General features: G+C 41.8%; 22 protein-coding genes and 6 tRNA genes. 16 read left to right on the forward strand and 12 right to left on the reverse strand.

From position 1 onward, the window contains the following. Nucleotides 1-29: 29 nt before the first annotated feature. On the reverse strand, nucleotides 30-287 hold the full coding sequence (locus IEY48_RS17020; RefSeq protein WP_188922491.1) for a hypothetical protein: 258 nt from the start codon (nucleotides 285-287) through the stop codon (nucleotides 30-32). A gap of 276 nt (nucleotides 288-563) precedes the next feature. Further along, complete coding sequence (locus IEY48_RS17025) at nucleotides 564-3,353, reverse strand: insulinase family protein (protein ID WP_188922493.1); 2,790 nt, start codon at nucleotides 3,351-3,353, stop codon at nucleotides 564-566. Nucleotides 3,354-3,542: 189 nt separating this feature from the next. On the opposite strand from IEY48_RS17025, the gene sixA reads away from it, so the two are divergent. Next, nucleotides 3,543-4,022 (forward strand): phosphohistidine phosphatase SixA, encoded by a 480-nt coding sequence (gene sixA / locus IEY48_RS17030; RefSeq protein WP_188922495.1) that lies wholly within the window; start codon nucleotides 3,543-3,545, stop codon nucleotides 4,020-4,022. A 77-nt stretch (nucleotides 4,023-4,099) separates the two neighbouring features. On the opposite strand, the gene smrB is transcribed toward sixA, so the two are convergent. Beyond that, nucleotides 4,100-4,627 (reverse strand): endonuclease SmrB, encoded by a 528-nt coding sequence (gene smrB / locus IEY48_RS17035; protein WP_188922497.1) that lies wholly within the window; start codon nucleotides 4,625-4,627, stop codon nucleotides 4,100-4,102. Nucleotides 4,628-4,706: 79 nt separating this feature from the next. Between smrB and prmB the strand changes: the two genes are divergently transcribed. The 8 genes from prmB to IEY48_RS17075 all read left to right on the forward strand — a co-directional run bounded on the left by prmB (nucleotide 4,707) and on the right by IEY48_RS17075 (nucleotide 11,342). Beyond that, nucleotides 4,707-5,651 carry a 50S ribosomal protein L3 N(5)-glutamine methyltransferase gene (gene prmB, locus IEY48_RS17040; RefSeq protein WP_188922499.1) on the forward strand — a complete coding sequence of 315 codons (945 nt, stop codon included), beginning with the start codon at nucleotides 4,707-4,709 and terminating at the stop codon, nucleotides 5,649-5,651. A 54-nt stretch (nucleotides 5,652-5,705) separates the two neighbouring features. Beyond that, a complete protein-coding gene (gene aroC, locus IEY48_RS17045; protein ID WP_188922501.1) occupies nucleotides 5,706-6,800 on the forward strand; it encodes a chorismate synthase in 1,095 nt (364 codons plus the stop codon). After that, nucleotides 6,800-7,981: an MFS transporter gene (locus IEY48_RS17050; RefSeq protein WP_188922503.1), complete on the forward strand. Its 1,182-nt coding sequence runs from the start codon at nucleotides 6,800-6,802 to the stop codon at nucleotides 7,979-7,981. The genes aroC and IEY48_RS17050 overlap by 1 nt, the downstream gene beginning before the upstream one ends. A 28-nt stretch (nucleotides 7,982-8,009) precedes the next feature. Then, on the forward strand, nucleotides 8,010-9,146 hold the full coding sequence (locus tag IEY48_RS17055) for an ATP-NAD kinase family protein (protein ID WP_188922505.1): 1,137 nt from the start codon (nucleotides 8,010-8,012) through the stop codon (nucleotides 9,144-9,146). Nucleotides 9,147-9,149: 3 nt separating this feature from the next. Then, nucleotides 9,150-9,428 (forward strand): YfcL family protein, encoded by a 279-nt coding sequence (locus tag IEY48_RS17060; RefSeq protein ID WP_188922506.1) that lies wholly within the window; start codon nucleotides 9,150-9,152, stop codon nucleotides 9,426-9,428. A 21-nt stretch (nucleotides 9,429-9,449) separates the two neighbouring features. Next, nucleotides 9,450-9,989, forward strand: coding sequence for an RNA methyltransferase (locus tag IEY48_RS17065; RefSeq protein ID WP_188922508.1), 540 nt, complete (start codon nucleotides 9,450-9,452; stop codon nucleotides 9,987-9,989). A gap of 266 nt (nucleotides 9,990-10,255) precedes the next feature. Further along, nucleotides 10,256-10,630: a rhodanese-like domain-containing protein gene (locus tag IEY48_RS17070; RefSeq protein ID WP_188922510.1), complete on the forward strand. Its 375-nt coding sequence runs from the start codon at nucleotides 10,256-10,258 to the stop codon at nucleotides 10,628-10,630. A gap of 16 nt (nucleotides 10,631-10,646) precedes the next feature. After that, complete coding sequence (locus IEY48_RS17075; RefSeq protein WP_188922512.1) at nucleotides 10,647-11,342, forward strand: alpha/beta fold hydrolase; 696 nt, start codon at nucleotides 10,647-10,649, stop codon at nucleotides 11,340-11,342. A gap of 246 nt (nucleotides 11,343-11,588) precedes the next feature. On the opposite strand, the gene IEY48_RS17080 is transcribed toward IEY48_RS17075, so the two are convergent. The 5 genes from IEY48_RS17080 to IEY48_RS17100 all read right to left on the reverse strand — a co-directional run bounded on the left by IEY48_RS17080 (nucleotide 11,589) and on the right by IEY48_RS17100 (nucleotide 13,156). Further along, nucleotides 11,589-11,678: transfer RNA gene (locus IEY48_RS17080), tRNA-OTHER, on the reverse strand. A gap of 417 nt (nucleotides 11,679-12,095) precedes the next feature. After that, nucleotides 12,096-12,190, reverse strand: a tRNA-OTHER gene (locus IEY48_RS17085). A 225-nt stretch (nucleotides 12,191-12,415) separates the two neighbouring features. Continuing rightward, nucleotides 12,416-12,491, reverse strand: a tRNA-Met gene (locus tag IEY48_RS17090). A gap of 468 nt (nucleotides 12,492-12,959) precedes the next feature. Beyond that, nucleotides 12,960-13,035: transfer RNA gene (locus IEY48_RS17095), tRNA-Met, on the reverse strand. 45 nt (nucleotides 13,036-13,080) lie between these two features. Next, a tRNA-Met gene (locus IEY48_RS17100) sits at nucleotides 13,081-13,156 on the reverse strand. A 292-nt stretch (nucleotides 13,157-13,448) separates the two neighbouring features. Between IEY48_RS17100 and rlmKL the strand changes: the two genes are divergently transcribed. The 5 genes from rlmKL to rmf all read left to right on the forward strand — a co-directional run bounded on the left by rlmKL (nucleotide 13,449) and on the right by rmf (nucleotide 20,049). Next, entirely contained in the window at nucleotides 13,449-15,584 is a 2,136-nt protein-coding gene (rlmKL, locus tag IEY48_RS17105) for a bifunctional 23S rRNA (guanine(2069)-N(7))-methyltransferase RlmK/23S rRNA (guanine(2445)-N(2))-methyltransferase RlmL (RefSeq protein WP_188922514.1), read from the forward strand. Next, nucleotides 15,574-15,807: a glutaredoxin family protein gene (locus tag IEY48_RS17110; protein WP_188922516.1), complete on the forward strand. Its 234-nt coding sequence runs from the start codon at nucleotides 15,574-15,576 to the stop codon at nucleotides 15,805-15,807. Before rlmKL ends, IEY48_RS17110 begins: the two co-directional genes overlap by 11 nt. A gap of 1 nt (nucleotide 15,808) precedes the next feature. Then, nucleotides 15,809-17,725, forward strand: coding sequence for an ABC transporter ATP-binding protein (locus tag IEY48_RS17115; protein WP_188922518.1), 1,917 nt, complete (start codon nucleotides 15,809-15,811; stop codon nucleotides 17,723-17,725). Between the two features lie 25 nt (nucleotides 17,726-17,750). Next, the gene (locus tag IEY48_RS17120) at nucleotides 17,751-19,646 is read left to right on the forward strand and encodes a DUF3466 family protein (RefSeq protein WP_188922520.1); all 1,896 of its coding nucleotides are present in this window, start codon (nucleotides 17,751-17,753) and stop codon (nucleotides 19,644-19,646) included. A 226-nt stretch (nucleotides 19,647-19,872) separates the two neighbouring features. Continuing rightward, entirely contained in the window at nucleotides 19,873-20,049 is a 177-nt protein-coding gene (gene rmf, locus IEY48_RS17125) for a ribosome modulation factor (RefSeq protein WP_188739826.1), read from the forward strand. Between the two features lie 82 nt (nucleotides 20,050-20,131). Here the strand turns inward: rmf and fabA are convergent, their stop codons facing one another. Together fabA and IEY48_RS17135 are read right to left on the reverse strand one after the other, a co-directional pair. After that, nucleotides 20,132-20,647: a bifunctional 3-hydroxydecanoyl-ACP dehydratase/trans-2-decenoyl-ACP isomerase gene (gene fabA, locus IEY48_RS17130; protein ID WP_188922522.1), complete on the reverse strand. Its 516-nt coding sequence runs from the start codon at nucleotides 20,645-20,647 to the stop codon at nucleotides 20,132-20,134. 77 nt (nucleotides 20,648-20,724) lie between these two features. Beyond that, nucleotides 20,725-22,464 carry a S16 family serine protease gene (locus tag IEY48_RS17135; RefSeq protein WP_188922524.1) on the reverse strand — a complete coding sequence of 580 codons (1,740 nt, stop codon included), beginning with the start codon at nucleotides 22,462-22,464 and terminating at the stop codon, nucleotides 20,725-20,727. A gap of 258 nt (nucleotides 22,465-22,722) precedes the next feature. Between IEY48_RS17135 and IEY48_RS17140 the strand changes: the two genes are divergently transcribed. Next, nucleotides 22,723-22,812: transfer RNA gene (locus IEY48_RS17140), tRNA-Ser, on the forward strand. Nucleotides 22,813-23,049: 237 nt separating this feature from the next. Beyond that, nucleotides 23,050-23,529, forward strand: coding sequence for a DUF2855 family protein (locus tag IEY48_RS17145; RefSeq protein ID WP_188922526.1), 480 nt, complete (start codon nucleotides 23,050-23,052; stop codon nucleotides 23,527-23,529). Nucleotides 23,530-23,634: 105 nt separating this feature from the next. Here IEY48_RS17145 and yidZ read toward each other — a convergent pair whose 3' ends face one another. Further along, entirely contained in the window at nucleotides 23,635-24,612 is a 978-nt protein-coding gene (gene yidZ / locus IEY48_RS17150; protein ID WP_188922528.1) for an HTH-type transcriptional regulator YidZ, read from the reverse strand. Further along, nucleotides 24,587-25,810 (reverse strand): MFS transporter, encoded by a 1,224-nt coding sequence (locus IEY48_RS17155; RefSeq protein ID WP_283106286.1) that lies wholly within the window; start codon nucleotides 25,808-25,810, stop codon nucleotides 24,587-24,589. The genes yidZ and IEY48_RS17155 overlap by 26 nt, the downstream gene beginning before the upstream one ends. Nucleotides 25,811-26,209 lie beyond the last annotated feature (399 nt).

The raw sequence follows: 26,209 nt of genomic DNA on the forward strand, positions 1-26,209 counted from the left end.
ATTAAGTATAAAGACAAAGAAAAAGAGCGCTATTTGATCACACTGGCGAGATCAATCAAGCTATTTTTTATCTCTTTGTTTTTAAAAAGGATGTATGAAAAGCGATCGAGTATGATCAGCCCCTGAGTTATAGCTGTGACAGTATCCTGAGATAAGCCGTTAGCAACGGTGTAATTAGTATGGTTGAGTAGAAAATCAAAGTTGGATTCTGTGTTTCCCGTTTCTATGGCTGTAGCAAAAGGGCTGATAAAAATACAAACACAGATAAACAGTAAAATTTTAGGCATAATTGTTATACTTATTCTCGTCCGATGCCGCAAAGAAGTTGATGAATTGTCTACTTTTTCAGAAACCTGCGAGTTTGTCAAAAGCATGTTAATAAAAAAGAAGTGATTGATAGATTAATGTGCAAAGATTCTCATAATTTCATTAAAGAGTTACTTTTTTATCAGCAACTTATATAGCACTAAAGTTTTATATGGTATCGGGTTCCGTTTATGCTTTTTTTGACAGTGTTTTAGTGGTTGCATGATAAATAGTGATGCAACCACTCAATGCTTATCTTAAAACTGAAATTTGTCAGCTTGTTGCTTAAATGCTTTTAAATCGACGATCATGTTATCAGATCTCAAGCTTGCTTGGCTGTGATGTTGTTCACCACAACTGAATAATACTAAGCGGTCACAGTCTCTACTGCGCATGTGGGCCACCATAAATTTAATTAAGTCTGCTCGAGTTAACTTCATGACTTCTGCAACAACGGTTTCACGTTGGTTAAATTGATAATCTCGGTTTCCTAAGCTTACCCAGTAACGTTGGCTGCGGGTTTTTAAATTGGTGTCATTTTCCATTATTTGGCTAATCATGCCTTGCTTGGTACTTTCCCACTGCTCATTGGTGATTTGCATAACGGCATAGTTAAAGTCAGCGATAAACTCATCAATGGCTTCTAGGAGCTGCCTAGGTCCAGTTGTAGGGGATTGCACATAAAAGATAATCCCAGGGTGTCGATTTAGTGGTAAATAACCCGTGCCAACCATATAGCCGAGTTGTTGCTTAGTGCGTAACTCGTGGAAGAAGGTTGAAGACATGGTGTGATTTAACAAGCTAAACAATGCCATGCGTTCTGGTGTGGCCGCTCGTGATTGGTAATAAACAATGATGGCACTGTCTTGATGGGCAATGCTTTTTTCGCGCAGTAGTGAGCCTCTTTTATCTAAATTGACTAACTCTCTTGAGGATTCTGCGCTTGGCTTGGTTACCAGCGACAGTAAATGTTTTAAGCGTTTACCCAGTTGCTGGGTTTCTTGTTCTAACCAATCACCGTAGACAAGCCCTTCAAGGTAAACCTTTTTGTAAAATGCACTCACGTGATTATGCAGATCACTTAGGGTGAGTTCTGCTAACTCTTCTGCCATTCTAGCGGGTTCAAAACTTCTCTTTTGCAGGGTAACCGTTAAGCTGGTAAATAATTGTGAAATAGGTTTTGCTTGAGCTACATTATTCCAGCTGCGCAAAATTTGCTTTTTAATCATGTTAAAGCGTTGTTCGGTAAAGTTACGTTCGCGCGCTTTGTTAATAATTAGCGTTAATAGTTTTTCTTGATTGCCTGTAAAGCCTGTGAGATGAAGGGTTATTCCACCTTGATGCGGATAAATGTTGTAATTTAGCCCAGCCACTTCAGCCTGGTAAGTAGGCTCTGTGAGGTAATCGATTAGCATTTCAACGTAAAGTCGGGTTAATGCGGCTTGTCTCGGAGTTGAGCTTGCTTGGTCTGAATCAAGTGACAAGTACAAGTGACCTTTTGGTACATTGAACTCATCATCCTTTTTGTGCCAAATACGGTAACCTTCGCCTTCAGCGACTATCTTGGGCACATCGCTGTTGCTTTTGTCTGATCGAGCCTGGGGGTGAGCGACAATAAACGGATTTTTTTCAGGCAGTTTAAGTGCATGTCGAGTGGTTATCGCAGACCATTTATCCAGTTGATGTGGCTGTAATGATGTGACCTGATAAGGCGTGTCATACCATGCTGCTTGTTTATCTACCTGTGATTCTTTAGCCACTGTCATTAAGCGCATATTACTTACTGACATCATTGACAATAATTGCATGGTTTCATCTTCATGCATTTCATCCATTCGGTAATCACCATAAATAATATCTTCGATATCATAGTGATGCATGTTGATGCTGAGATGGCTGGCTAAATCCAAGGTTTTTATTTGTTCCTGATACCTAAACGCGGTATCTAACAGGCTGGCGCGTTCTTGATAACGCCAAGCGCTAACACCTTGCTGTTTGATGAGCTCAATATATTCAAATACACAGGTGACTACTTCATCTAACTCAATATAACCTTTATCGGTTAACTGAATACTGATGGAATAATCTTTAAAGTTATAACCATTAACCCCACCGCCAGCAGACAAGTTATTCGCTAAACCTTGCAGTTTCAGATACGACAACAAACTCCCTGGACTCTCATTACCGAGTAAATGGCTGATAAACGTTAACGGTTTGCGTTTATAAAATTGATCTATCTCGGGCAGAGCAAAACAAATGCTGACTCGTTTTTGATCTTTGAGCGGCACGATTTTAATATGCTTTTGTTGTTGTTCTTTGTTGAGTAAGGCTACATTGGGATAGTGTTTACTGACATTTCTGTTTTCGATTGTCGAAAAATATTGCGTCACAATGGCTTCTAACTCTGCAATTGAACGCGGCGCGACAACACACAGTGTCATGATGTTTGCGCTGTAGTGTTGTCGATAAAATGCTAAAAGCTCATCACGAATATCTGCCTGCTTACCTGCTAAAGTGGTCAGATTACCCACAGAGAACTTTGAGAAAGGGTGTTTAGGGTTAACGGATTCTTTCTGCACCTGGTAAACCCGGCGAATGTCATCTTTGAGTTTTAAGCTAAATTCTGACTCAATAGCTTGTCGTTCTCGGTCGACTAATTCTAAATCAAATTTAGGTGCGATAAAAAATTGGCTAAAACGGTCTAAAGAACCTTCTAATGCGTCAGCATTGATGCTGTAAAAAAAGTTAGTTTGTTCAGTGCCTGTCCATGCATTATTGTTACCGCCATGCTGATTGATATAGGCATGGTACTCACCTGAATCTGGGTATTTATCGGTACCTAAAAACAACATATGCTCAAGAAAATGTGCCATTCCAGGCCGTTCAGCGGGATCGTCAAAATGACCAACGCTAACCGCCATAGACGCTGCGGCTTGGTTTGATTGCATATCTTCAACCAAAAGCACTCGTAATTGATTGCTTAATACTCGATATTGATATTGACGATGATCATTTTGGCTTTTATAAACTGCTGGATAATCAGGCAAAAGAAGGCTCCAGAAAACATAACTTGTTATATATTGATCTTCTTATGAGTTTTTAGCAAATAGCGAAGGCATGTTTTATGCTTTTATCGACTAAAGTTTAGCTCATTATCGACGATACTAGGGTTTGTTGTTGTGCTATTTAGCGCTACAATTGCCGAAGAACGATAATAAAAATATCCAGAGAGAAGTATGCAGTTATTTTTGATGCGACATGGTGAAGCTGGCTTTGATGCGCCGTCTGACCGAGAACGTAAACTAACCGAAACCGGTCGTATCCACAGCGGATACATGGCCAATTGGTTAACTAAGAGCGTGAGCCAACTCGATTTAGTGATTGTGAGTCCTTATTTACGTGCGCAGCAAACGTGGCAAGAAGTCAGTAGACACTTACCTGAACCTCGAAAGTTAGTTGTGCTTGATGATGTGACTCCATCAGGCGATCCTAAAAGAGCAGTGGACGTGGTACTTGCTTATGCCGAACAGTTTAAAGCAGACAATGTACTGGTGATTGCACACATGCCCATTTTAGGGTTTATGGTCAGTGAATTAGTGGCAGGTATTGAGCCGCCATTATTTGCGACATCAGCAGTGGCACAAATTGATAAACACATGCATCAAAGCAGTTTTGTTGCTATGACAGCTGCTCATCAAGTGATGGCCGCACGCTAGTTATAATAAGTGTAAGGTAAGTCTTTACTTACCTTGCAATCAGCAACAGCCTAATATTTAAATTACCTATACTACGCTTAACGCCTATGTGGCTGCTCACCAATATCAATTAATACCAACAACGCGGCATCGCCGCCCCATTCTTTAGGTGCTTGATGAAATGCTTTTACCTTTGGGTGCTGAGCTAACCACAATGGCAATTGCTGCTTCAAAATACCTGTGCCATAACCGTGCATCACACAACAACAAATACTGCTTTGTTTAACACAAGCTTGAATAAGTGCTGCCAGCTCAAGTTTGGCTTCAGATTGGCGCAGACCATGTAAGTCAAGTAATAAATCGGGGGAATAGTCGCCACGTCTTAAACGTTTTAGCTCAAGTTTATCTGCACTGTCATTTATCCAGCGCATAGGTCCCTCGACCGGCAACAGCGGCTGATAAGTGTCCGAAAAATAGCTGTCAACGTGGATTTGACGTTCTTTAAATTCGAATTGTTTTTTAGGTTTGACTGGCTGTTTAAAATGGTGGGTATCTTGCTTGAGAGGTTTGATACCGTCTATTAGTTGGCTAAACAGCAACGTGTCTGAGTTATTTTCGTCTTTCATGGCGGTATTGTATTGAATTCTAGGTCATCTTAATAGACATCAGTTACAATAGCGCAGAACAATTTTTTAGGAGTGTGTTTTGGATAAGATCTTTGTAGATGAAGCGGTCACTGAGTTACGTACTATAGGTGATATGTTGCGCTGGGCGGTTAGCCGTTTTAATGATGCCAATATTTATTATGGTCACGGTACTGATAATGCTTGGGACGAAGCCATTGCATTGGTTTTTCATGCTTTACACTTACCTGAAGAAATCGGTCAGCAAGTTATTTTAAGTAACCTGACGAGCAGTGAAAAACATAAAATTGTTGAGCTAATTATTCGTCGTGTACGCGAGCGCTTACCTGTACCGTATTTAACCCACAAAGCGCGTTTTGCCGGCCTTGATTTTTATGTTGATGAGCGTGTATTAGTGCCGCGTTCACCGATTGCAGAAATGATTAATAATCAGTTTAGTCCTTGGTTATACAACAAGCCTGTGCACCGTATTATGGATTTATGTACGGGCAGTGCTTGTATTGCTATTGCGTGTGCTCATGTATTTGAAGATGCAGAAGTGGATGCGCTTGATATTAGTGAAGATGCATTAGAAGTGGCGCAAATTAACATTGAGTCACTTGATGTGATGGAGCGTGTTTTCCCTATCCAGTCTGATTTATTCTCAGCAATCCCTAAAGGGCCACATTACGATTTAATCGTTTCAAACCCGCCATATGTTGATGCTGAAGATATTGGTGACATGCCAGATGAGTATCACCACGAACCAGCCATTGGTTTAGCCTCGGGCCGCGATGGTTTAGATTTAACCAAGCGCATTTTAGCCAATGCAGCTGATTACTTGACTGAAAATGGAGTGTTAGTGGTTGAAGTGGGTAACTCAATGGTGCATTTAATTGAGCAATTCCCTGATGTGCCGTTCACCTGGGTAGATTTTGAATTTGGCGGTGACGGTGTGTTTGTATTAACCCGTGATCAGCTAGTTGAAAATGAATCACTTTTCTCTGTATACAAAGATGCTGAATAATAGCGTAAGGTATTTTGCAGTAGATAGAATAAAACATAGAGGTAGTTAACGCGCATGTCTGGAAACAGTATTGGTCAAAACTTTGTAGTAACAACCTTTGGTGAAAGCCATGGTGTTGCATTGGGTTGTATTATTGATGGTTGCCCACCAGGGCTCGAATTAACCGTTGAAGATATGCAACATGATTTAGACAGACGACGTCCAGGTACATCGCGTTACACCACCGCTAGACGTGAAGCCGATGAAGTGAAAATTTTATCGGGTGTGTTTGAAGGTAAAACGACAGGCACCTCGATTGGTCTATTGATTGAAAATACCGATCAACGCAGCCAGGACTATTCAAACATTAAAGACACTTTCCGCCCAGGCCATGCCGATTATACATATCAGCAAAAATATGGCATGCGCGATTACCGTGGTGGTGGCCGTTCATCTGCGCGCGAAACTGCGATGCGTGTTGCTGCGGGCGCAGTGGCTAAAAAATACCTTAAGCAAGTGCATGGTATTGAAATTCATGGCTACCTTGCTCAGCTAGGACCAATTACTGCCGATACTGTTGATTTAACCCAAATCGAACAAAACGCATTCTTCTTTCCTGATGCAACTAAGTTAGAAGCATTAGATGAGTACATGCGTGGTTTACGTAAATCGGGTGACTCAATTGGTGCCAAAATTACCGTGGCAGCTACCGGCGTACCAGTGGGTTTAGGTGAGCCAGTATTTGATCGACTCGATGCTGATATTGCTCATGCGCTTATGGGCATTAATGCCGTTAAAGGTGTCGAGATAGGTGATGGTTTTGGTGTGGTTACCCAAAAAGGCTCTGAAGGTCGCGACTTAATGTCACCAGAGGGGTTTGCCTCTAATCATGCTGGTGGTGTATTAGGTGGTATTTCATCAGGCCAGCCTGTTGTGGCTCATATAGCGTTAAAGCCAACATCAAGTATCAGTGTACCGGGTCAAAGCATGACTGTGCAGGGTGATACGGTTGATATGATCACCAAAGGTCGACACGATCCTTGCGTGGGCATTCGTGCAGTACCTATTGCAGAAGCCATGTTAGCGATTGTATTAATGGACCATTTATTAAGACACCGCGCGCAAAATCAAGATGTTGTTCGTCATACGCCAGAGATTGGAATGCGTTAATGCCCTCAAGTCACCGCGCTGAACCAGATTTACGCTGGCTCGGCGCCTGCTATTTCTTTTTCTTTTCTATTCTCGGCATCATGGTCCCCTATTTAGGGGTCTTTTTTGATAGCCGAGGCTTCAAAGCGCAAGAAATTGGATTTTTGCTGGCCATTTTAATGGCCACGCGCATTGTAGCGCCTAACATTTGGGCGGCAGTAGCAGACCGAACAGGGATGCGCGCCGAGCTGATCAAGCTTGGTTCGTTCGCCGCAGCAATAACGTACATTAGCTTTTTCTTTGACGGCAGTTTTTTATACCTCGCTGTTAGTTTGGCCATTTACACCTTTTTTTGGAACTCAATTCTGGCGCAGTTAGAAGTGATTACCTTAGACACCTTAGGTGACAAAGCTGAGCGTTATGGGGCCATTCGCAGCTGGGGCAGTGTCGGCTATATTGTGTTAGTGATAAGTGGCGGTTTTGCCATTGATTATTGGGGCCCTGAAGTGCTGCCTTATATGGGCATGATATTATTTCTTGGCTTATTTGCCTGTTCATTACCGTTACCGGCTAACCGCAGTGTGGTGGTTAATCGTGCAGACCGACCTAAATTAACATTCGACGCCTCGCTTATTTGGTTTATGTTATCGGCGATGTTGCTGCAGATGAGTGTCGGGCCTTTTTATGGCTTCTTCGTATTGTACTTAAAGCAGTTTGGTTATTCTGAAACCGTTGCAGGCATACTGGTTGCCCTTGGCGTATTTGCCGAAATTATCATCTTCTTTTATTCATCTCGGTTGATCCGCCGGTATGGAATTCGTATTTTGCTGGTGGTGAGTATGTTGCTGACGGCCGTTCGTTGGCTGTTGTTGGCTTTTGGCGTTGAGTCTCTTTTGCTGTTGATCATCAGCCAAATCCTTCATGCATTTACCTTTGGCTTAGTGCACGCCGCGTCGATTCATTTTATTCATCGGCATTTTAATGTTAGTCATCGCAGTACAGGGCAGGCGTTGTATGCCAGCGTGAGTTTTGGTGTGGGCGGTGCGTTAGGTACCTGGGTAAGCGGTATGATTTGGGGCGATGGCAGCCAAACCATGTGGGTGTGGGTCTTTGCCGCTAGCTGTGCGTTTTTATCTATGATTGCGGTAATGATGATCCCCAATATTAATGGTGAAGCCACTGCTAATACAGTACAAGATTAACATCTAAAAAGAGTCGCAAGGAGTTATCGTGAAACGTTTTCGCTTAGGGGTAATCATTAATCCATTAGCTGGATTAGGCGGCAGTGTTGGATTAAAAGGCTCCGACGGCGTAGCTTTAGAAGCCATCGCTAAAGGTGCAACCCCTAAAGCTCAGCTTCGAATGCAGCAGGCTTTAGCGGTAATATTACCTTTTATTCATAACGTAGACATCATTACCGCTTCGGGCGACATGGGCGCAAATTTATGTCGCCAAATGGGCTTTACTACCAATGAAGTCTATTACAGCGAAACGACCACCTCCTCGCAAGATACCCAACAAGCTGTGACATGCTTACTCGAGCAACAGTTAGATTTACTGCTGTTTGCTGGCGGCGATGGTACCGCGCGCGATATTTATGCAGTTGTTGAAGATAAGGTGCCCGTATTAGGTGTACCTGCTGGCGTTAAAATTCACTCAGGCGTTTACGGTATTACGCCACATGCTTCTGGTCTGGTGGTGAGTATGTTACTGCAAGGTGAGCTTGTCAGTTTAATGTCGGCCGATGTGATGGACATAGATGAAGTTGCCTTTAGACAAGGCACGGTAAGAGCAAAACGATTTGGTGAAATGACAGTCCCAGCAGAGCCGCGATATATTCAAGCAGTGAAAATGGGCGGTAAAGAAGTGGATGAGTTAGTGTTGGCCGATATTGCTGCCGATATTATTGAATCAATGGACGATGAATTATTCATTATGGGGTCGGGCAGTACCGTTGCCGCAGTGATGGAAGATCTAGGGATAGACAATACTTTACTCGGCGTTGATGTTATTCAAGACAAAACGTTAATTGCTCAAGATGTTAGTGCCAATCAATTACTCGAATTGACCGGGAATTACCCCCTTGAGAAGGTTAAATTAGTGATCACTCTCATTGGTGGGCAAGGGCACATATTGGGGCGGGGCAATCAGCAATTGTCACCAGAGTTGATAAAACGCATCCCAAAAGACAATATTTTAATCCTAGCCACAAAAACTAAGCTTAAAGCACTTGAAGGTCGACCATTAATTGTGGATAGTGGCGACCCTGAATTAGACAAAGCACTCACAGGCTATTACAAAATAGTCACTGGCTACCACGATTACGTAATGTATCAAGTAGCCAACCCAGATTTAGTGGAGAACTAAACCATGTTAGAACAGTACGATGCAGCATTAGAATCTTGGATTGAAGAAAGCGTAAATAACAGTGACGATGATGCATTGTTTGCTTGTGGTTACTTACAAGGTCATATCGCTGTTGTGTTAGCTGAGTTAGAAGTCGAAGCTGAGCAAGATTTAGCGGCCCTGGATCAAAAACTACTAGGCTGCTTAGCATTAGCCGATGAAGAATTAAATGCAGACGACTACGCGCTAGTAGAAGCTGCCTGGCAACAATTGCGTCAACGTATCGTTGCGCAAGCAGCATAAATAGGAATAAAAATCGGCTTTATGGTCAATTCTTCATCACAAGTGACTATTGGTTTAGTCAACCCCAAAACCCCGGTTAACGTTGGCGGCATTATGCGCGCTGCGGGCTGTTATGGTGTCGACAGTGTCTGTTATACCGGCAAGCGTTACGAGTTAGCTGCTAAGTCTGGTGATGCGCAATATGATGTCGATACCAAAGATGCAGCTAAACGTATTCCGTTAGTGGGGGTTGAGTCATTACTTGAAAGCGTGCCTCAAGGCGCAACCATTGTATGTGTTGACTTGGTGGTTGGCGCAACCCCATTGCCATTATTTACTCATCCCGATAATGCATTTTATATCTTCGGCCCTGAAGATGGCACGATTCCGCAGCAATTAATTGATGCAGCGACTGATGTTGTTTATGTGCCGACGGTAGGTTGTATGAATTTAGCGGCATCAGTCAATGTACTACTTTATGATCGCCTTGCTAAAATGACCCAAGTTGAAGCAGATGATGAGTTAATTAAACAAAGTCGTGATAATAATAACCGGACTAAAGTGAAGCATTGGTTGAAGTAAGTTCGCTCAATATCATATTTATTTGAAAATGCCGAATGAGAAATCATCTGGCATTTTTTATGCTTGTTAATTTTAATTATCCAATACCATTCCATGTTAATAAGTCATGACTCAGCGATATTTTAAAAGGGCTTAAACAAGGCGCATGACTGAATGAATAATTGTTCTCTTTCGAAGTCATGCTGGTATCAAGCTTTAATCGATTGAATAAAAGCCTGAAAATAATGTAGTTTAAGCTAACCTCTTATTATTTTGTGGAGCTACCTATGTCATTTCTCAGCCGACTATCCCAATGGCTACCGTTCGGTCACGTGCCAGAAATGGATACTAAAAGTGTTTACCAGCATCTTGAAGATAATAAAATTCAAATTGTCGATGTGCGCACAACGCTGGAGTGGGAAAAATCACACATTAAAGGGGCGATTAACCTTCCCATTACTCATTTCTCTGCTGATTCTGTTGAAAAACTTCGGCTAAATGCTGACCAGAAAGTCATCGTTATTTGCCTCTCCGCCCACCGAAGCATTCCGGCCGTTAGAAAACTTAAGCACTATGGTGTTAAAGATGTGTACCAACTTAAAGGTGGAATGTTGAGCTGGTGGAAAGCGAAATTGCCGACATTATCAACTCAAGAAAAATAGAAAAAGGTTCATCAATATGACGTTACTCTTTTTACATGGCTCGGGCTGTACGCATCTTGTTTGGCAGCACCAGCAACAGTTTTTTGAACATAGCATTGCTATTGATTACCCCGGTCACCCAGATGGGCAAACACTGACAACTGTAGATGCGTTAACTCAATGGCTGGTAGACTACATTGCGCAGCATCAGTTGGATGACGTGGTATTAGTTGGGCATTCTCTTGGTAGCGCCGTAGCAATGCAACTCGCTATCTCAGCAAAGGCAAAGATACAATTAAAGGCATTAGTGCTCATTGGCGCGGGGGCTCGGCTCAAAGTGATGCCTCAACTATTACAATCACTTTCAACATTGGTCGAGTCAGCACAGCCTTTTCCAGAGTATTTACTGGCGGCAAATCAAAATGTTGCCGAGCCTCTACAATCACAAATCAACACTTCAATTATCAATAATGGCGTTAGTGTTATGCTGACTGATTTCACCATTTGCGATAAATTTGACGTTATTGAGCAACTGCCGCAAATTGATGTCCCCACGTTAATTATTGTGGGCGATGCAGATCAAATGACACCGATAAAATATGCCACATTTTTACAGCAGCATATCCCCAACGCGCAAATTGCCATTATAGAAGAGGGCTGTCACATGGTCTTTGCTGAACAACCCGATAGGGTAAATCAATGCATCGAAACTTTTCTTAACACACTTGATTAAGCATGGTCTGACATATGTTGAGTGTATTCATGTAGTTGGATTGTATGCGCGGCGCTGATTTTTTGAGCATAGGAAATAGTTGCGGGAGCAGGACTTGATAAAAAAGCTACGACCTTCGCTTTGGCTTATAAAAAAGAGCTTTTTATGAAAAGCTGAGCCCGACGAGCTACCAACTGCTTTGGTATTGATTTGATAGTATTGGAGTTTTGATAATTATTTTGAATTGAATATAAGGCATTTTCAAAATGGTTGCGGGAGCAGGACTTGAACCTACGACCTTCGACTCTTGTTTATGAAAAGCTGAGCCCGATAAGCTACCAACTGCTCCATCCCGCGACTGATTTTGATTACGTTTATTTGTATTTTTTTAAAGTTTAAGAAAATGGTTGCGGGAGCAGGATTTGATAAAAAGAAAGAGCAACGACCTTCGCTTTGGCTTATAAAGAAGAGCTGTTTATAAAAAGCTGAGCCCGACTAGCTATCAACTGCTTTGGTATTGATTTGATAGTATTGGAGTTTTGATAATTATTTTGAATTGAATATAGGGAGTTAAATATAAGGCATTTTCAAAATGGTTGCGGGAGCAGGACTTGAACCTACGACCTTCGACGATTGTTTATGAAAAGCTGAGCCCGACGAGCTACCAACTGCTTTGGTATTAGCCTGATAATAATGGAGTTTTGATATTTAATTGGAATTAATTATGAAGGTTTGAATTGAATATAGGGAATTAAGTATAAGGACTTTTCAAAATGGTTGCGGGAGCAGGACTTGATAAAAAGCTACGACCTTCGACGATTGTTTATGAAAAGCTGAGCCCGACAAGCTACCAACTGCTCCATCCCGCGACTGATTTTGATTACGTTTATTTGTATTTTCTTAAGTTTAAGAAAATGGTTGCGGAGCAGGACTTAATAAAAAAGCTACGACCTTCGGCTTTGTTTATAAAAAGCTGAGCCCGACGAGCTACCAAGTGCTTTATTCACAATAAGATTTTATTAAAATTTTGGTGTTTAATTTACATTGAATATGAAGATTTGAATTGGATATAGGAGAGTCAATATTTTTCAAAATGGTTGCGGGAGCAGGACTTGAACCTACGACCTTCGGGTTATGAGCCCGACGAGCTACCAACTGCTCCATCCCGCGACTGATTTTGATTACGTTTGTCTATATTCTTTTTGAACAAAAAAATGGTTGCGGGAGCAGGACTTGATAAAAAAGCTACGACCTTCGACTCTTGTTTATAAAAAGCTGAGCCCGACGTTCTATCAATTGTTCTATTCCGCGTCTGATAAACGCTGCCAATTATTTTAATTCTATTGACCAAAGAATTGGTTGCGGGAGCAGGACTTGATAAAAAAGCTACGACCTTCGACTCTTGTTTATAAAAAGCTGAGCCCGACTATCTATCAATTGTTCTATTCCACGTCCGATAAACGCTATCAATTATTTTAATTCTATTGACTAAAGAATTGGTTGCGGGAGCAGGACTTGATAAAAAAGCTACGACCTTCGACTCTTGTTTATAAAAAGCTGAGCCCGACGTTCTATCAATTGTTCTATTCCGCGTCTGATAAACGCTGCCAATTATTTTAATTCTATTGACCAAAGAATTGGTTGCGGGAGCAGGACTTGAACCTACGACCTTCGGGTTATGAGCCCGACGAGCTACCAACTGCTCCATCCCGCGTCCGATAAACGCTGTCAATTATTTTAATTCTATTGACTAAAGAATTGGTTGCGGGAGCAGGACTTGAACCTACGACCTTCGGGTTATGAGCCCGACGAGCTACCAACTGCTCCATCCCGCGTCCGATAAACGCTGCTTCGTTGAGTTTAAGCTACATGCCTGTTGGCGTGTTTACTTGTCTGCTTCAAAGCGGGGCGAACTATAGCGATCCCTCTTAAAGTTTGCAAGCAAAATCTAATTAAACTTATTTGTTTGCTGGTTAATTAATCGCTCTTTTGTCTAAATTGCAGATATTGATCATTTAACTGGCAAATTGCGGAATTTATAGTCTCATTTCGATAAGTCGTTGGGGATATGTGTTTGAACAGGTATAATGCTGCACTGAATTTTGTGTAACGATGACTGACTAATACATGTTTAATTTTTTTGCTGCAGCCCCTAAGGGTTTTGAATATAGCCTAGCCTCTGAATTGAAAGATTTTGGCGCTACCGATGTTAAAGAAAGCGTTGCCGGTGTGTACTTTTCTGCACCGCTTGAACTGGCATATCGGATCACTCTCTGGACCCGCTTAGCGAGCCGTATCGTATTAGTTATTTATAAAGGTGCTTGTGAATCTGCCGAGCAACTTTATAACGCTGCTTATTGTATTGATTGGCCTTCGCACTTTTCGAATAAAAAAACCTTCAGTATCGACTTCCACGGTACTGGCGGATTTATCAATAACACCCAGTTTGGCGCGTTAAAAATCAAAGACGCGGTCGTAGACCGTTTTCGTGATGACGGTTCAAGTCGCCCTGATGTTGAGCGTGTAAACCCTGACTTTAAAATTGATGCGCATTTTCGTAATGGCCAATTAACCATTTCGATGAACTTTTCTGGGGCATCGTTACATCAGCGTGGTTATCGTTCAACAACAGGTGAAGCACCGTTAAAAGAAAACCTTGCAGCCAATATGTTAGTGCGCAGTGGTTGGCAAGCTAATCAAACCACCATCCTCGACCCATTTTGTGGTAGCGGCACCGTATTAATTGAAGCAGCATTAATGGCTGCCGATATTGCCCCAGGTTTAAAGCGTGAAAAGTTTGGCTTTGAAAACTGGCAAAGTCACAACAAAGTGATGTGGCAAACCGTATTTGATGAAGCTCAAGCCCGAGCTACATTAGGTAAAACTCGTTGTAAGATTAAGTTTTATGGTTCTGATATCGAAGCGCACCTTGTTTCAATTGCAAAACGTAATGCCGAAAATGCAGGCGTGGCAGACCTGATTGAGTTTACCGTTTCTGATGCATTAGATGTTTCACCGCCTGTAAGCGAAGGTTTTTTAATTTCAAACCCGCCATACGGTGAGCGTCTAGGTAATGTGACTGAGCTTTTACAGCTTTATTACCAATTAGGTGACAAGTTTAAAAAAGAGTTTGGCGGTTGGAAAATTGCCATGCTGTGTAGCGACATTGAATTATTATCGTCGCTCAAGCTTAAAGCTGACAAACAAATGAAAATGTTTAACGGTGCATTAGAGTGTGCTTTTAACATTTACACATTACATGCTAAAAGCACTCGTCGTGAAGCCGTTGTGCTTCCTGACGGTGTTGATATTGCCGACATTGCTCCAGCGTTTGCAAACCGCATTAAAAAGAACGTAAAACAACTTGAAAAATGGGCTAAAAAAGAACGTATCGACAGCTACCGTTTGTATGATGCAGACTTGCCAGAATATAACGTGGCCATCGATAAATATGTTGATTACGTGGTCATTCAAGAATATTCAGCGCCAGCCACCATCCCTGAGGCTGTTACCAAGCGCCGCATCAGCGACGTGTTATTGGCATTGCCAAGTGCATTAGGTATTCATCCTGATCGCGTGACGCTAAAAACCCGCGAACGTCAAAAAGGCACAAGCCAATATCAAAAATTAGATGAGCGTAAAGTAGAAGTCATCACCGAAGAATACGGTGCCAAATTTAAGCTTAACTTAACCGGTTATTTAGACACCGGGCTGTTTTTAGATCACCGTGTAACGCGAAAGCTCGTGGGCGACAAATCTAAAGGTAAACGCGTACTTAATTTATTTGCTTATACGGGCTCCGCGTCTGTGCATGCGGCAATTGGTGGTGCAAAGTCAGTTACCACTATCGACATGTCAAATACCTACATTAACTGGGCCAAAGAAAACTTTGCGCTAAATGGTTTGTCAGGTGCTAAGTATGACTTTATCCAGGCCGATTGTTTACAGTGGATAAAAGATAATAGCCATCAGCAATTTGATTTGATTTTTATTGATCCACCGACATTCTCAAACTCAAAACGCATGGAAGACAGCTGGGATGTACAGCGCGACCACGCTGAAATGTTGTCTGGGTTAATTAAGCTGCTTGCTCCAAACGGTGAGTTAGTTTTTTCTAACAATAAACGTAAGTTTAAAATGGACATTGACGCGCTTAATCAAGCAGGGGTAGATGTCACTAACATTGACCATTTATGTTTACCACTCGATTACAAGCGCAACCCGCATATTCATAATGTGTGGTTACTGACCCATGCCAAGTAGTATTGTGCCTTATATTTTGTATCACACAGAGGGTTGCCATCTGTGTGAAATAGCCCAATCACTTATCGAACAAACTGATATTAAGTATCAACACGTCGACATCTGTGATGGCGCAAGCTTAGCTGAGCGTTATGGCATTAGCATTCCTGTGTTAGTGCAAGATGACCGTGAATTATTTTGGCCTTTTGATGCCACACAATTACAAGAGTTTATAGGAGTTTAGATTGAGTCTGGTTCGGATAAATAATGGCTCATTAGCCTACGGTTACACTCCTTTGCTGCACAATGCAGATTTTACTATTGAGCCCGGCGAGCGCGTTTGTATTGTTGGTCGCAATGGTGCGGGTAAATCTAGCCTAATGAAAGTGTTATCAGGTGATGTATTACTCGATGATGGCGAATTTAACATTGCCAACGATGTCAACGTTAGCCGTTTACAACAAGACCCTCCAAAAGCAGAAACAGGCTCGGTATATTCTTATATTGCTGCAGGTTTAAAAGAAATTGGTGAAGCATTAGAGAAGTACCATCAGTTATCGCACGATGTGGCCGACGCTAATCCCGACGACATGGAGCGCATGCTTAACCAAATGCAGCGTATTCAGGAAGTGTTAGACCACAACAATGGTTGGCAACTAGATTCGCGCATCATCCAAAACTGCCAATTATTGGGGCTAGATCCAGACAAACCATTAAATGAATTATCGGGTGGTTGGCAACGTAAAGTAGCCTTGGCGCGTGCTTTAGTGGTTGAGCCTGATCTATTACTACTCGACGAACCAACCAACCACTTAGACATTGATACCATCGAATGGTTAGAGCAATTTTTATTAAACTTTAAAGGCGCCATCGTATTTGTCAGTCACGACCGTGGCTTTATTCAACGTATGGCAACGCGCATTGTTGACTTAGACCGTGGCGTTGTTACCTCATGGCCTGGTAGTTATCAAGCTTATTTAGATGGTAAGCAAGAGTGGTTACGTGTCGAAGCTGAGAAAAATGCCCACTTTGATAAAAAGCTCGCAGAAGAAGAAACCTGGATCCGCCAGGGTGTTAAAGCACGACGTACCCGTAACGAAGGCCGCGTAAGAGCCTTAAAGGCATTACGAGCTGAACGTGGAGAGCGACTCAATCGACAGGGCAATGCCAAAATGGCCGTGTCTGATACCGAGCGTTCAGGTAAGTTGGTCTTTGATGTTAAAAACGTTAATTACAACCTGCCAGATAAAGACTTAGTTAAAAACTTCAATACCACCGTTATGCGCGGTGACCGTATTGCATTAATTGGTCCTAATGGTTGTGGTAAGTCGACCTTAATTAAATTATTGATTGAAAAGCTACAACCGCAATCAGGTGAAATCAAAGTCGGTACCAAATTAGAAGTGGCTTACTTTGACCAATATCGTGAAGCGCTCGACCCTGAAAAAACCGTTGAAGAAAACGTCGGTGAAGGCAAAAGCACCGTGACGATTAATGGTCAAGACCGCCATATTTTAAGTTACTTACAAGATTTCTTGTTTTCGCCTATGCGTGCCCGCACACCGGTTAAAGCGCTTTCTGGTGGAGAAAAGAACCGATTATTGCTCGCAAGGTTGTTATTACGTCCTGCAAACTTGATTATTCTCGACGAACCAACAAACGACCTTGATATTGAGACCTTAGAGTTGTTAGAGTCTCTGCTCACTGATTTCGAAGGTACTTTATTGATTGTCAGTCACGACAGAGCATTTATTGATAATACCGTCACCAGTAGCTGGTGGTTTGCAGGTAATGGTCATTGGTCTGAATATGTAGGTGGTTACCAGGATGCGATTTCTCAGGGTGCTAAATTTTATTCTGAGGAACCAGTTGCAACTAATGTTGTCCAACCGAAACCAGTAGTAGAAACAAAGCCTGTAAAAGCACCTGAAAAGGCTGCCAAAAAACTCTCTTATAAATTACAAAAAGAGTTAGAAGCACTTCCAAGCCAAATGGAAAAGCTTGAACAAGAGATAGAAACATTACAGCAAACGGTAAGCAGTGCTGATTTTTACAATCAACCAACTGATACGGTTAATAAAGCTCTGCAAACATTAGCAGAGAAAGAACAGAATTTAGAGCTGTGCTTCCAACGCTGGGAAGAACTAGAGTCAATGAAGTAAAGCATAATAAAACAGGAATGGTTACATGAAGTTAAAGTTTGATAAAGCCTTATCATTAGTCGCAATTGGCGTATTAAGTGTTATTGGTTCGGCTCAAGCCGCGTCTGTATATGAAATTGTTAACATTGAAGATTACGATTTAAATGGCACATTAGATGGCACTCGAAATGGCTACGCAATGGCTATCAACGACGAAAATGAGCTCGTTGGTATTTCGAAAGGTAAAAATAAGCTAACCACAGACGATGTTGATGACTCTGTTATTGATGTTGAAGACGGTATTTCAGAAGCCGAAACCATTACTTATTCTGTTTATTCAGAAATTGAAGCCAACAACTTTACTTTTATTGCCAGTGAGAACGCTTCAGTAGGCTCTTGGGTGCCTGAGTTCTATAGTATTGCCGATACATTTGATCCTGCGAATGAAGATTATGATGACGACGATGAATTGATTGTAAACGATGTTGATACTTACTTTTATGGTATTAATAATAATGGTGTAAAAGTAGGAGCCTACACAGGTGAAGAGCTTACACTAGACTACGAAGGCACAAGTACTACTCAAGAGTACTTCTATTACCGCGAATTTGAACTGCGCGGTATAGCGATTAAAAATGGCGTTGAATACCCGCTATTGCCATCATTTACTACTTATGAGCGTGATCAAACTTCCGACGTTGATGCCGCCACGGTTGAAGTGGGCGGTTGGTCGCTTGCCTCAAGAGTCAATAGTGACAACTTAGTGGTGGGTTATGGTAGTACCGAGCTTTCATCAGCCAGTGAAGATCGTATTGATAACTGTATTGAAGAAGCTGAAGATACCGATGATGATAACCCAATCCCTACCGATATTTGTGTGCAAATTCTGCAATACCCTGATGAAGACTCAGGCACTCGCTATATTCAATATCAAACCCGTGGCTTTGTGTGGGAGCTTGATAATCTAGATGAAGACGGCTTAGCAGAAAGGACTGAATTAGAGCTTGGTCTTACTCCTGATGACGATGATACACTCATTTATACTGCACAAGGTCTTGGTATTAATTCTAACGGTGATGTAGCCGGGCGTTCGCACGTATACCGTAACGGTGATGAAGATGATTTATATTTTGATGCCGCTTACTGGACCAGAGATGAAAATGGCGATTACGAATACAATTGGGTAGAAATGGAAGACGAAGTCTACTATTCAATTGCCTATGACATCAACGACTCTGGCATTCTAGTGGGGAGTTACACTAAATACATTGATGGTTATTTGCGTAGTAAGTTCTTTACCTTTGACACCAACAACCCTGAAGAAGGTATTACCACGCCTAACGATTTCCAAACATCGTTATCAGATTTAAGCAGTAAAGGTAAAGACATCAACAACCAAGGGCAGGTTGTAGGTTACATTGAGTCTACATACGACAAAGATACTCCGCGTCCTAAAGTTGGCTTTTTATACGACATGAACACTGAAGAATTTGTTGATTTAAATGAACAATTAACATGTGAGTCAAAAGGTTTTTTACGTAACACCGATGGTGATTGGGAGCGCAATACAGTCAGCGTACAAGATGGCACCGGTGAGATTTTGACCTACGAAAGTGATATTTCAGTAGTAGAAGCGAACAGCATCAACGAAGATGGCACTATTGTGGGTACCGCGTTTATCCTTAAACCTGAATATCAATACGACACCAGTGGTGAGCTGATTGTTGGCGAAAATGGCTTAGCACTATTTGAGTTAGACGGTAATGGCGACCCTGTGACGTCATATTTGCCTCGTATGGTCGTGCTTACACCTACGGGAGGTGAAGCTTGTTCATCTACAGATGCTGAAGATGATGACGCATACGAACGTCAAGGCGCTGCAAGTTTTGGTTGGTTATTCGCTCTGCCATTACTGTGGTTACGTCGTCGAGTTAAAAAGTAACCGTTAATCACGGTAATCCTTAAGCTAAAAAGTGTTGGTTTAGGGACTCAAAAAAAATCGAGGATATCCTCGATTTTTTTTTAATTTATTTCTCAATACCTTAATAAAAAATCCATAAAACGGTCATTTTTTTGATTGATCTTGGCTAAAAAAACGTCTATTTCTATATGCAAGGCTTCAGATCCATCTCGTTAAACAGAAGCCTGTAATGGAAGAGGACACATGCATGAAAAGACAGAAAAGAGATCGTTTAGACAGAGCTTTTTCAAAAGGATTTCAGGCAGGAATAGGGGGACGTTCGAAGGAGGTTTGCCCTCACTCAAATCTGGACTCTCGGTCTCAATGGCTTGGTGGATGGCGCGAAGGAGTAGATGGCCGCCTGAGTGGATTGTTTAACAAATAACAGCCAATAAAAATGCCCTCAAGATGTTTATCCGAGGGCATTATTGTATTTGGGGCTTATCCCTAATTTTTTAAACGTTTGATTAGAATGTAGATGTATCGCTAAAAATACCCACTTTCAAATCGGTAGCTGAATAAATCTGACGACCATCAACTTCCATAGTAGCATCGGCAATACCCATGACCAGTTTACGATGGATCTTACGTTTAATGTTCAGTTTGTAGGTCACCTTTTTAGCGTCAGGTAACACCTGGCCGGTAAACTTAACCTCACCTACACCAAGAGCACGACCTTTACCTTCAGCGCCTTCCCAGCCTAAATAAAAGCCGACTAACTGCCACATTGCATCTAAGCCTAAGCAACCTGGCATCACAGGATCTGTTTTAAAGTGGCAATCAAAAAACCATAAATCAGGAGTAATATCGAGTTCGGCAACAATTTCACCTTTACCAAATTCACCGCCATCTTCATTGATAGTAATAATGCGGTCAATCATCAACATATTATCGACAGGTAAACGCGGTCTATTAGGGCCTAAAAGATTTCCGTTTCCACAGGCGACAAGTTGTTCTTTAGTAAAACTGTTAGCTTTTTCCATTTAATCCTATACCACTCTAATTAACTATATAATGCCAACAAGATAGCGAACACGTGTAAGCTAAACAACTCCGATCACTAAATAATACGTAACTTAGCTAGCAATTTAGCAAAAAAGTTGAGCTCAACATCTTCATCATCTTGACCCGCGAGTTTATCTAATCGTTGTTGTACTAAACCATAAAGGGTTTCAGGTGCAAAATCGTTGTCTTCATTGGCAACTCCCGCTGGCATTTGCATTAAAATTTCAACGGCTTCGTCCATATGTTCAATGGCATGAACATGAAATAATCCCTTATTAACTGCTTCAATTACAGCGGGTTCTAAATTAAGTTGCAACACGTTTGCTTTAGGAATAATCACCCCTTGCTCACCCGTAAGACCTCGGCGTTGGCATAAGGTATAAAATCCTTCAATCTTTTCATTCACGCCGCCAATCGCTTGTACATTGCCAAACTGATCTAACGCACCTGTTACGGCTAAACTTTGTACAATAGGTTGTTCGGCAATGGCGGACATTAAACAGCAATACTCCGCTAATGACGCACTGTCACCATCAATTTCTTGGTATGACTGTTCAAACACAATGTTAGCATTGAGGTGTAGCGGAGCATCGCGGCCAAAAATACGATATAAACACGCCGATAAAATCATCATACCTTTAGTATGGATATTACCGCCCAATTCCGATTTTCGTTCAATGTCGGCCACTTCACCGTCGCCATAGTGGACAGATGTGGTAATACGGGCAGGCTCACCATAAGTGTAATCACCCGTATCAATGACCGTTAGGCCATTAATTTGACCCACCATAGCACCTTTAGTTGGCAGATTTATGAAATTGTCATCAAAACTCTGTGCAGAATATAATTCAGAGCTATTATGACGAAACTTAAGCTTCTCCAGCGCTTTAGCAATTACTGCTCCATTCAATAACGACTTACCAGCATACGCTTTGGCTTGAGCTAACAATTGCTTAATTTCAAGCATACTCAAACTTAATCGTTGCTGATGCTCCACAAGTCGAGAGCTATACCAAAATAAAGGTAACAAGCTCGATGCGTCTAATTCTGCAGATTCATCTTTGGCTAATACATTGAGCCATTGCACGTAAGCCGACTCAGGGTGCTGAGTTAAATCAACTTCGTTACTCATTTCAGCCAGTAATGGGAAGTGACGGCTAAACTTGCGATCTTCAAGCCGCAGCTGACTGTATGACAATCCCGAGCCCACTAAGATTATTTTACAATTAACCGGAATAGGGGCAAGTTCACTATTAATGCGATAGTAACCGTCATGCAGGATTTGCATTAACAAATCCCACAGGTTCTCACGTTGCCAAATAGACTCTAAACATATAAACACCATATGATTTGACGCCAACGCACCAGGCTTATACACACTGGCTTTGTCAGTTTTTATCATTCGGCCTAATAAATCAGCCCGGCGAATGGTGCCCTGTAAATAACAAGACAATGACTCTTGTTTAGCTATAATCCCCACGTTTTGCGGCGGCAATACCGACTGCCATTTAAACTGTATCTCAGCATCGTCAGACAATTTTTTTGTCGCGACTAAGTAATTATTAGACGGCGTATCAGCCTGAGACACTAATGCCTTGATAAATAAAGGTCTATCAACACCAGAGTAGTCACCAAGAAACAAATGCTGCGAATCGATTTTGGTCATTAATTTAAATGCATCTACAGCGCGTTCTTGACCAAGCAGTAAATGACTTAAAAAATCAGTCGATGTCGCAGTTTCTGGTAAATGATATTGAGGGGCAAGTTTGGCACTAGGCAGTAACGTTGGATTCATATAGTGATAATTTGGCCATGACAACAAATAATAATCATTCGATATTAGCATAAAGCGTAACAAAAGCCTCAGCACATTTACGAGAGAGTACAATTATGTACGCCTTGTAATTGCTGATGTCTGGACTCAAAAAAGCCACTTGTTGGTGTACTCAATGCACAAAATTAAAACAGGGCGATTAAATGCTATACATTTGGGCATATTTTTTAAATTTATGGTTTACAAGCAAACGAGTTACTTATATTATTCACGCCGTTCGGAGGGATGGCAGAGTGGTCGAATGCACCGGTCTTGAAAACCGGCAACGGTTTATCCCGTTCTAGGGTTCAAATCCCTATCCCTCCGCCACATTAAATACAAAAAAGCCGTTGATTATCAACGGCTTTTTTTGTTTTTGGCGTTTGAGGGGCTCTCCATAAGGATTGACTCAGACAATGTATCCGTTTTTTACATGAGCAGAGCACCCAACAACGTATACTTCACACGGTTCTGTTTAGCCAAATATTTACGCGACAAGGGCTTTCCCTTTGACGTAAAAGTCTCCTTACTGACTCGTGACAGAGCAGAAGCATTTTTACTCAAATAATGACCGGTAACATTGATGTTGTCGGAGCACTCAAAAAAATCATCAAATCTATTGACCATCAAACCTGTATACAATTATGTCGTTACTTGTACAAAAAATGGGTGGCTCGATTTTTTTGTTTTGATATGGCGGGAAATGCTGAACAATTAAAAGCAATAGAACAGTATATGGGCAAAAATTTAACTTATTGCTTGCAAGTTGGACTAACGCATTGGGATTCGGCTTCGTTCTCCTCGCCATTTACCCATACCGACAGCGAAATGTTTTTTGCGCCAGGGCATATTCAAAAGCGCATTACCCAATGGGGCGCAAAAGAGTTTGAGCGCCAATCCATGAGTTTTATGGCAAAAAGTATGCAGCGCAGTGCCAGTTGGTTAGCGTTTACTACGATAGATGGCATTGAACAAATGACAGGGGTTTACGCTGATGTATGTAACGGGGTTTTAGCACCAGAAAAAGGCATCATTGTGAAGCCTTAGTTGTTAACGCCTGATTTTTTAACTTTAGCAGTTGGTATCTGTTGGTTATCGATAGCTTATAGGTATGCCTTACTATTACACTTGTTAGCGTGTGGTTGGTATGGTTTATCTGTGCGTTACTGCTGTGTTGAGATCGCTATATAAGCTTTTAATGGCGTTTCTTAACCAGGATATTTTAGGGTTTTGATTATTACGTTTATGCCAAATGAGGGTGAAGGGGATCATCAGTTTTGCTTGAAACGTGCTGTCGACAGGGATGGGTAAACACACTAAGTCGGGGTGCACTTTGTGACAGTAATGTTGGCAATATTGCGGCGCTGTTGTGATCATCTCGTGGCCGGGTTGAGCGGTCATAAATAACGATTGCTCAAAGGTAGCCATGGTGAGTTCAATACTACGTTGTAGACCCATTTCAATTAACACTTCATCTAATGCCCAGGTGTCACATTTTTCCCAGGTGATATTGATTTGCGGGTACTTTACAAAGGTCGAAATATTCCACTCTTCTTGTAACGCAGGGTGATCTTTATGCAGATAAACCACCGGAAGATCGATAAATAACACTTCATAATTAATAAAGTAGGGCAGCAGTTCAATTGACTCTTTTGATCTGGGGTGACTTTCGCGTCCAGTAAAGCCAATATCAACTTCGCCTCGGATAATGGCTTCAATGGAGTCGTAATCCCAGTTATGCACTTTGACTTTAGCATCAGGGTATTTGTGGTAAATCTGTTGGCTTAACTGATTAAACATGGTCAGTAAGAGCGGTGATTCCATCGCAAGGTTAAAGCGAATACCATTGGGGATTTCATCACCACGTTTTGCTAATAGTTGACTGCTTAATTGCAGCCAATCGGCTAACTCTTGCTCCATGCTAATGGCCAGCGAGGTTGGGCTAAATCCATGGGGCGTTTTAACAAACAGCGGGTCGTCAAACCACTCTCTTAATTTGCTCAGTGATTTGCTCACCGTTGAAGGTGTCACATTGAGCTTTTTGGCTGCTTTAGACACACTCAATTCTTGCAACAGTAACTGCAAAATAATAAGCAGGTTGAGATCAAGACGTGCTAACGATTTGTTCATGGGTGTCACTCTGCAGTGGTGAAGGGATTAATAGTATTAAAACCATGCTAATAACACCACCAATAAGCAAGATTAATATCAGCATATTCAATGCACTTACCCCTAACAAACCCAGCAACCAAATAAATAATGCTGAACTGCAAACCTGAACAACACCCAGTATTGAACTGGCCACGCCGGCCCTAAAGCGGTATGGGCTTAATGCTTGGCTCATCACCACACCAAAGCCAATAGAAAAACTGACACAAATAAGACTAAAACCGAATAAGCTCAGTAATTGATAGTTCGGCGCTAATTGCGTTACCCCAAGTATGATTGCAGCAGTGACAAATAATCCTTGAGAGACAATCATTAAGCTGCGCTGGTGGAAAAAAGACAACGCAAATGGCATTGCAAACGAGGTTAACATACTCACCAGTGCAGTTAAGGCCATGGTGGTTGAGTATTCGCCGCGGCTAAAACCCATGGTATTCATGATTAACATCGGAGATGTATTTACAAAAGTCAAAATTGCGGTTACGGCAATGGCACTAATGAGTAATCTGCTTAAGAAAAATCGCTCATAAAAAGATTCTGTCGCGGCTATTTGCGCATCTGTTGTGGGTGCCGATTTGTGTGAGTGTCCAGCCGATGGCATTAGCGTTTTATTGTGGGTTTCTTGTAACACAAACACAGATAGCAAACACACCAATACTCCCATCCCCGCCATGGTGATAAACAAGCTTGACCAAGGATAACGAAGCATAATCAAGTGGCCTATCACAGGGGCAATGACCGGCATAATACAGGTAATACCATTGACCATGGATAACACCTTTGCCCGCCGCTCGTCGTCTAATGTATCGCGTAAAATAGCAAAGGCGACCACGTAACAACACCCAGCGCCAATGCCTTGAATAAAACGGACTATCAAAAAGGTTTGGCTGTTATCGACTATACTTCCCATGGTTGAGGCGAGGGTAAAAATAATCGCCCCAGCAATGGCGATAGGTTTTCTGCCAATTTTGTCAGCTAATTTACCGGCAAACAGCATGGTCGTCGCCATGCCAGCTAAATATACAGAAAAGGCAATATGCAGTTGTGATTCACTCGCGCCTAAGTCTTTGGCTATTTGAGGCAAGCCGACTAAATAGAGATCGATTGCCGTTGGATAGAGCAGAACGAGCGCAAAGCTACAGAGTATAAATCGAGTCATCATATCTTCACTTATTAGTTATCCCGAGCTCAGGTTAGTTAGCTAAGGATAAAGTGAACGTATGAGATACACGAGTTGCCATTTTGACAACAGGTATTTCCAATTACGACATAGGTATATTGAGCGCAGTTTAAGGCATGCTCACTTAACCGATAACAACGATTTTGCTTTACTATCGTGAGCTAACTGATTGTTGTACTCGTATAAAACATGCAGATTTTGGCTCTTTGTATTGGTAACTTGAAATCGTTGAAATTATTTAGCGATTTCTTCGGTCTTTGTCTGCGAGAGTTTTGGTCTTTTTTGAACATCTGTTACATTATAGCGTTAAGCATTGATATGGCGTTCTTATGGTTGTATTTCGAGCAAAACGTTAATTAACTTGCTGTGGTAATTTAACGG

It is taken from the genome of Shewanella saliphila, from assembly GCF_014648295.1.
GTDB classification, from domain to species: Bacteria; Pseudomonadota; Gammaproteobacteria; order Enterobacterales; family Shewanellaceae; genus Shewanella; species Shewanella saliphila.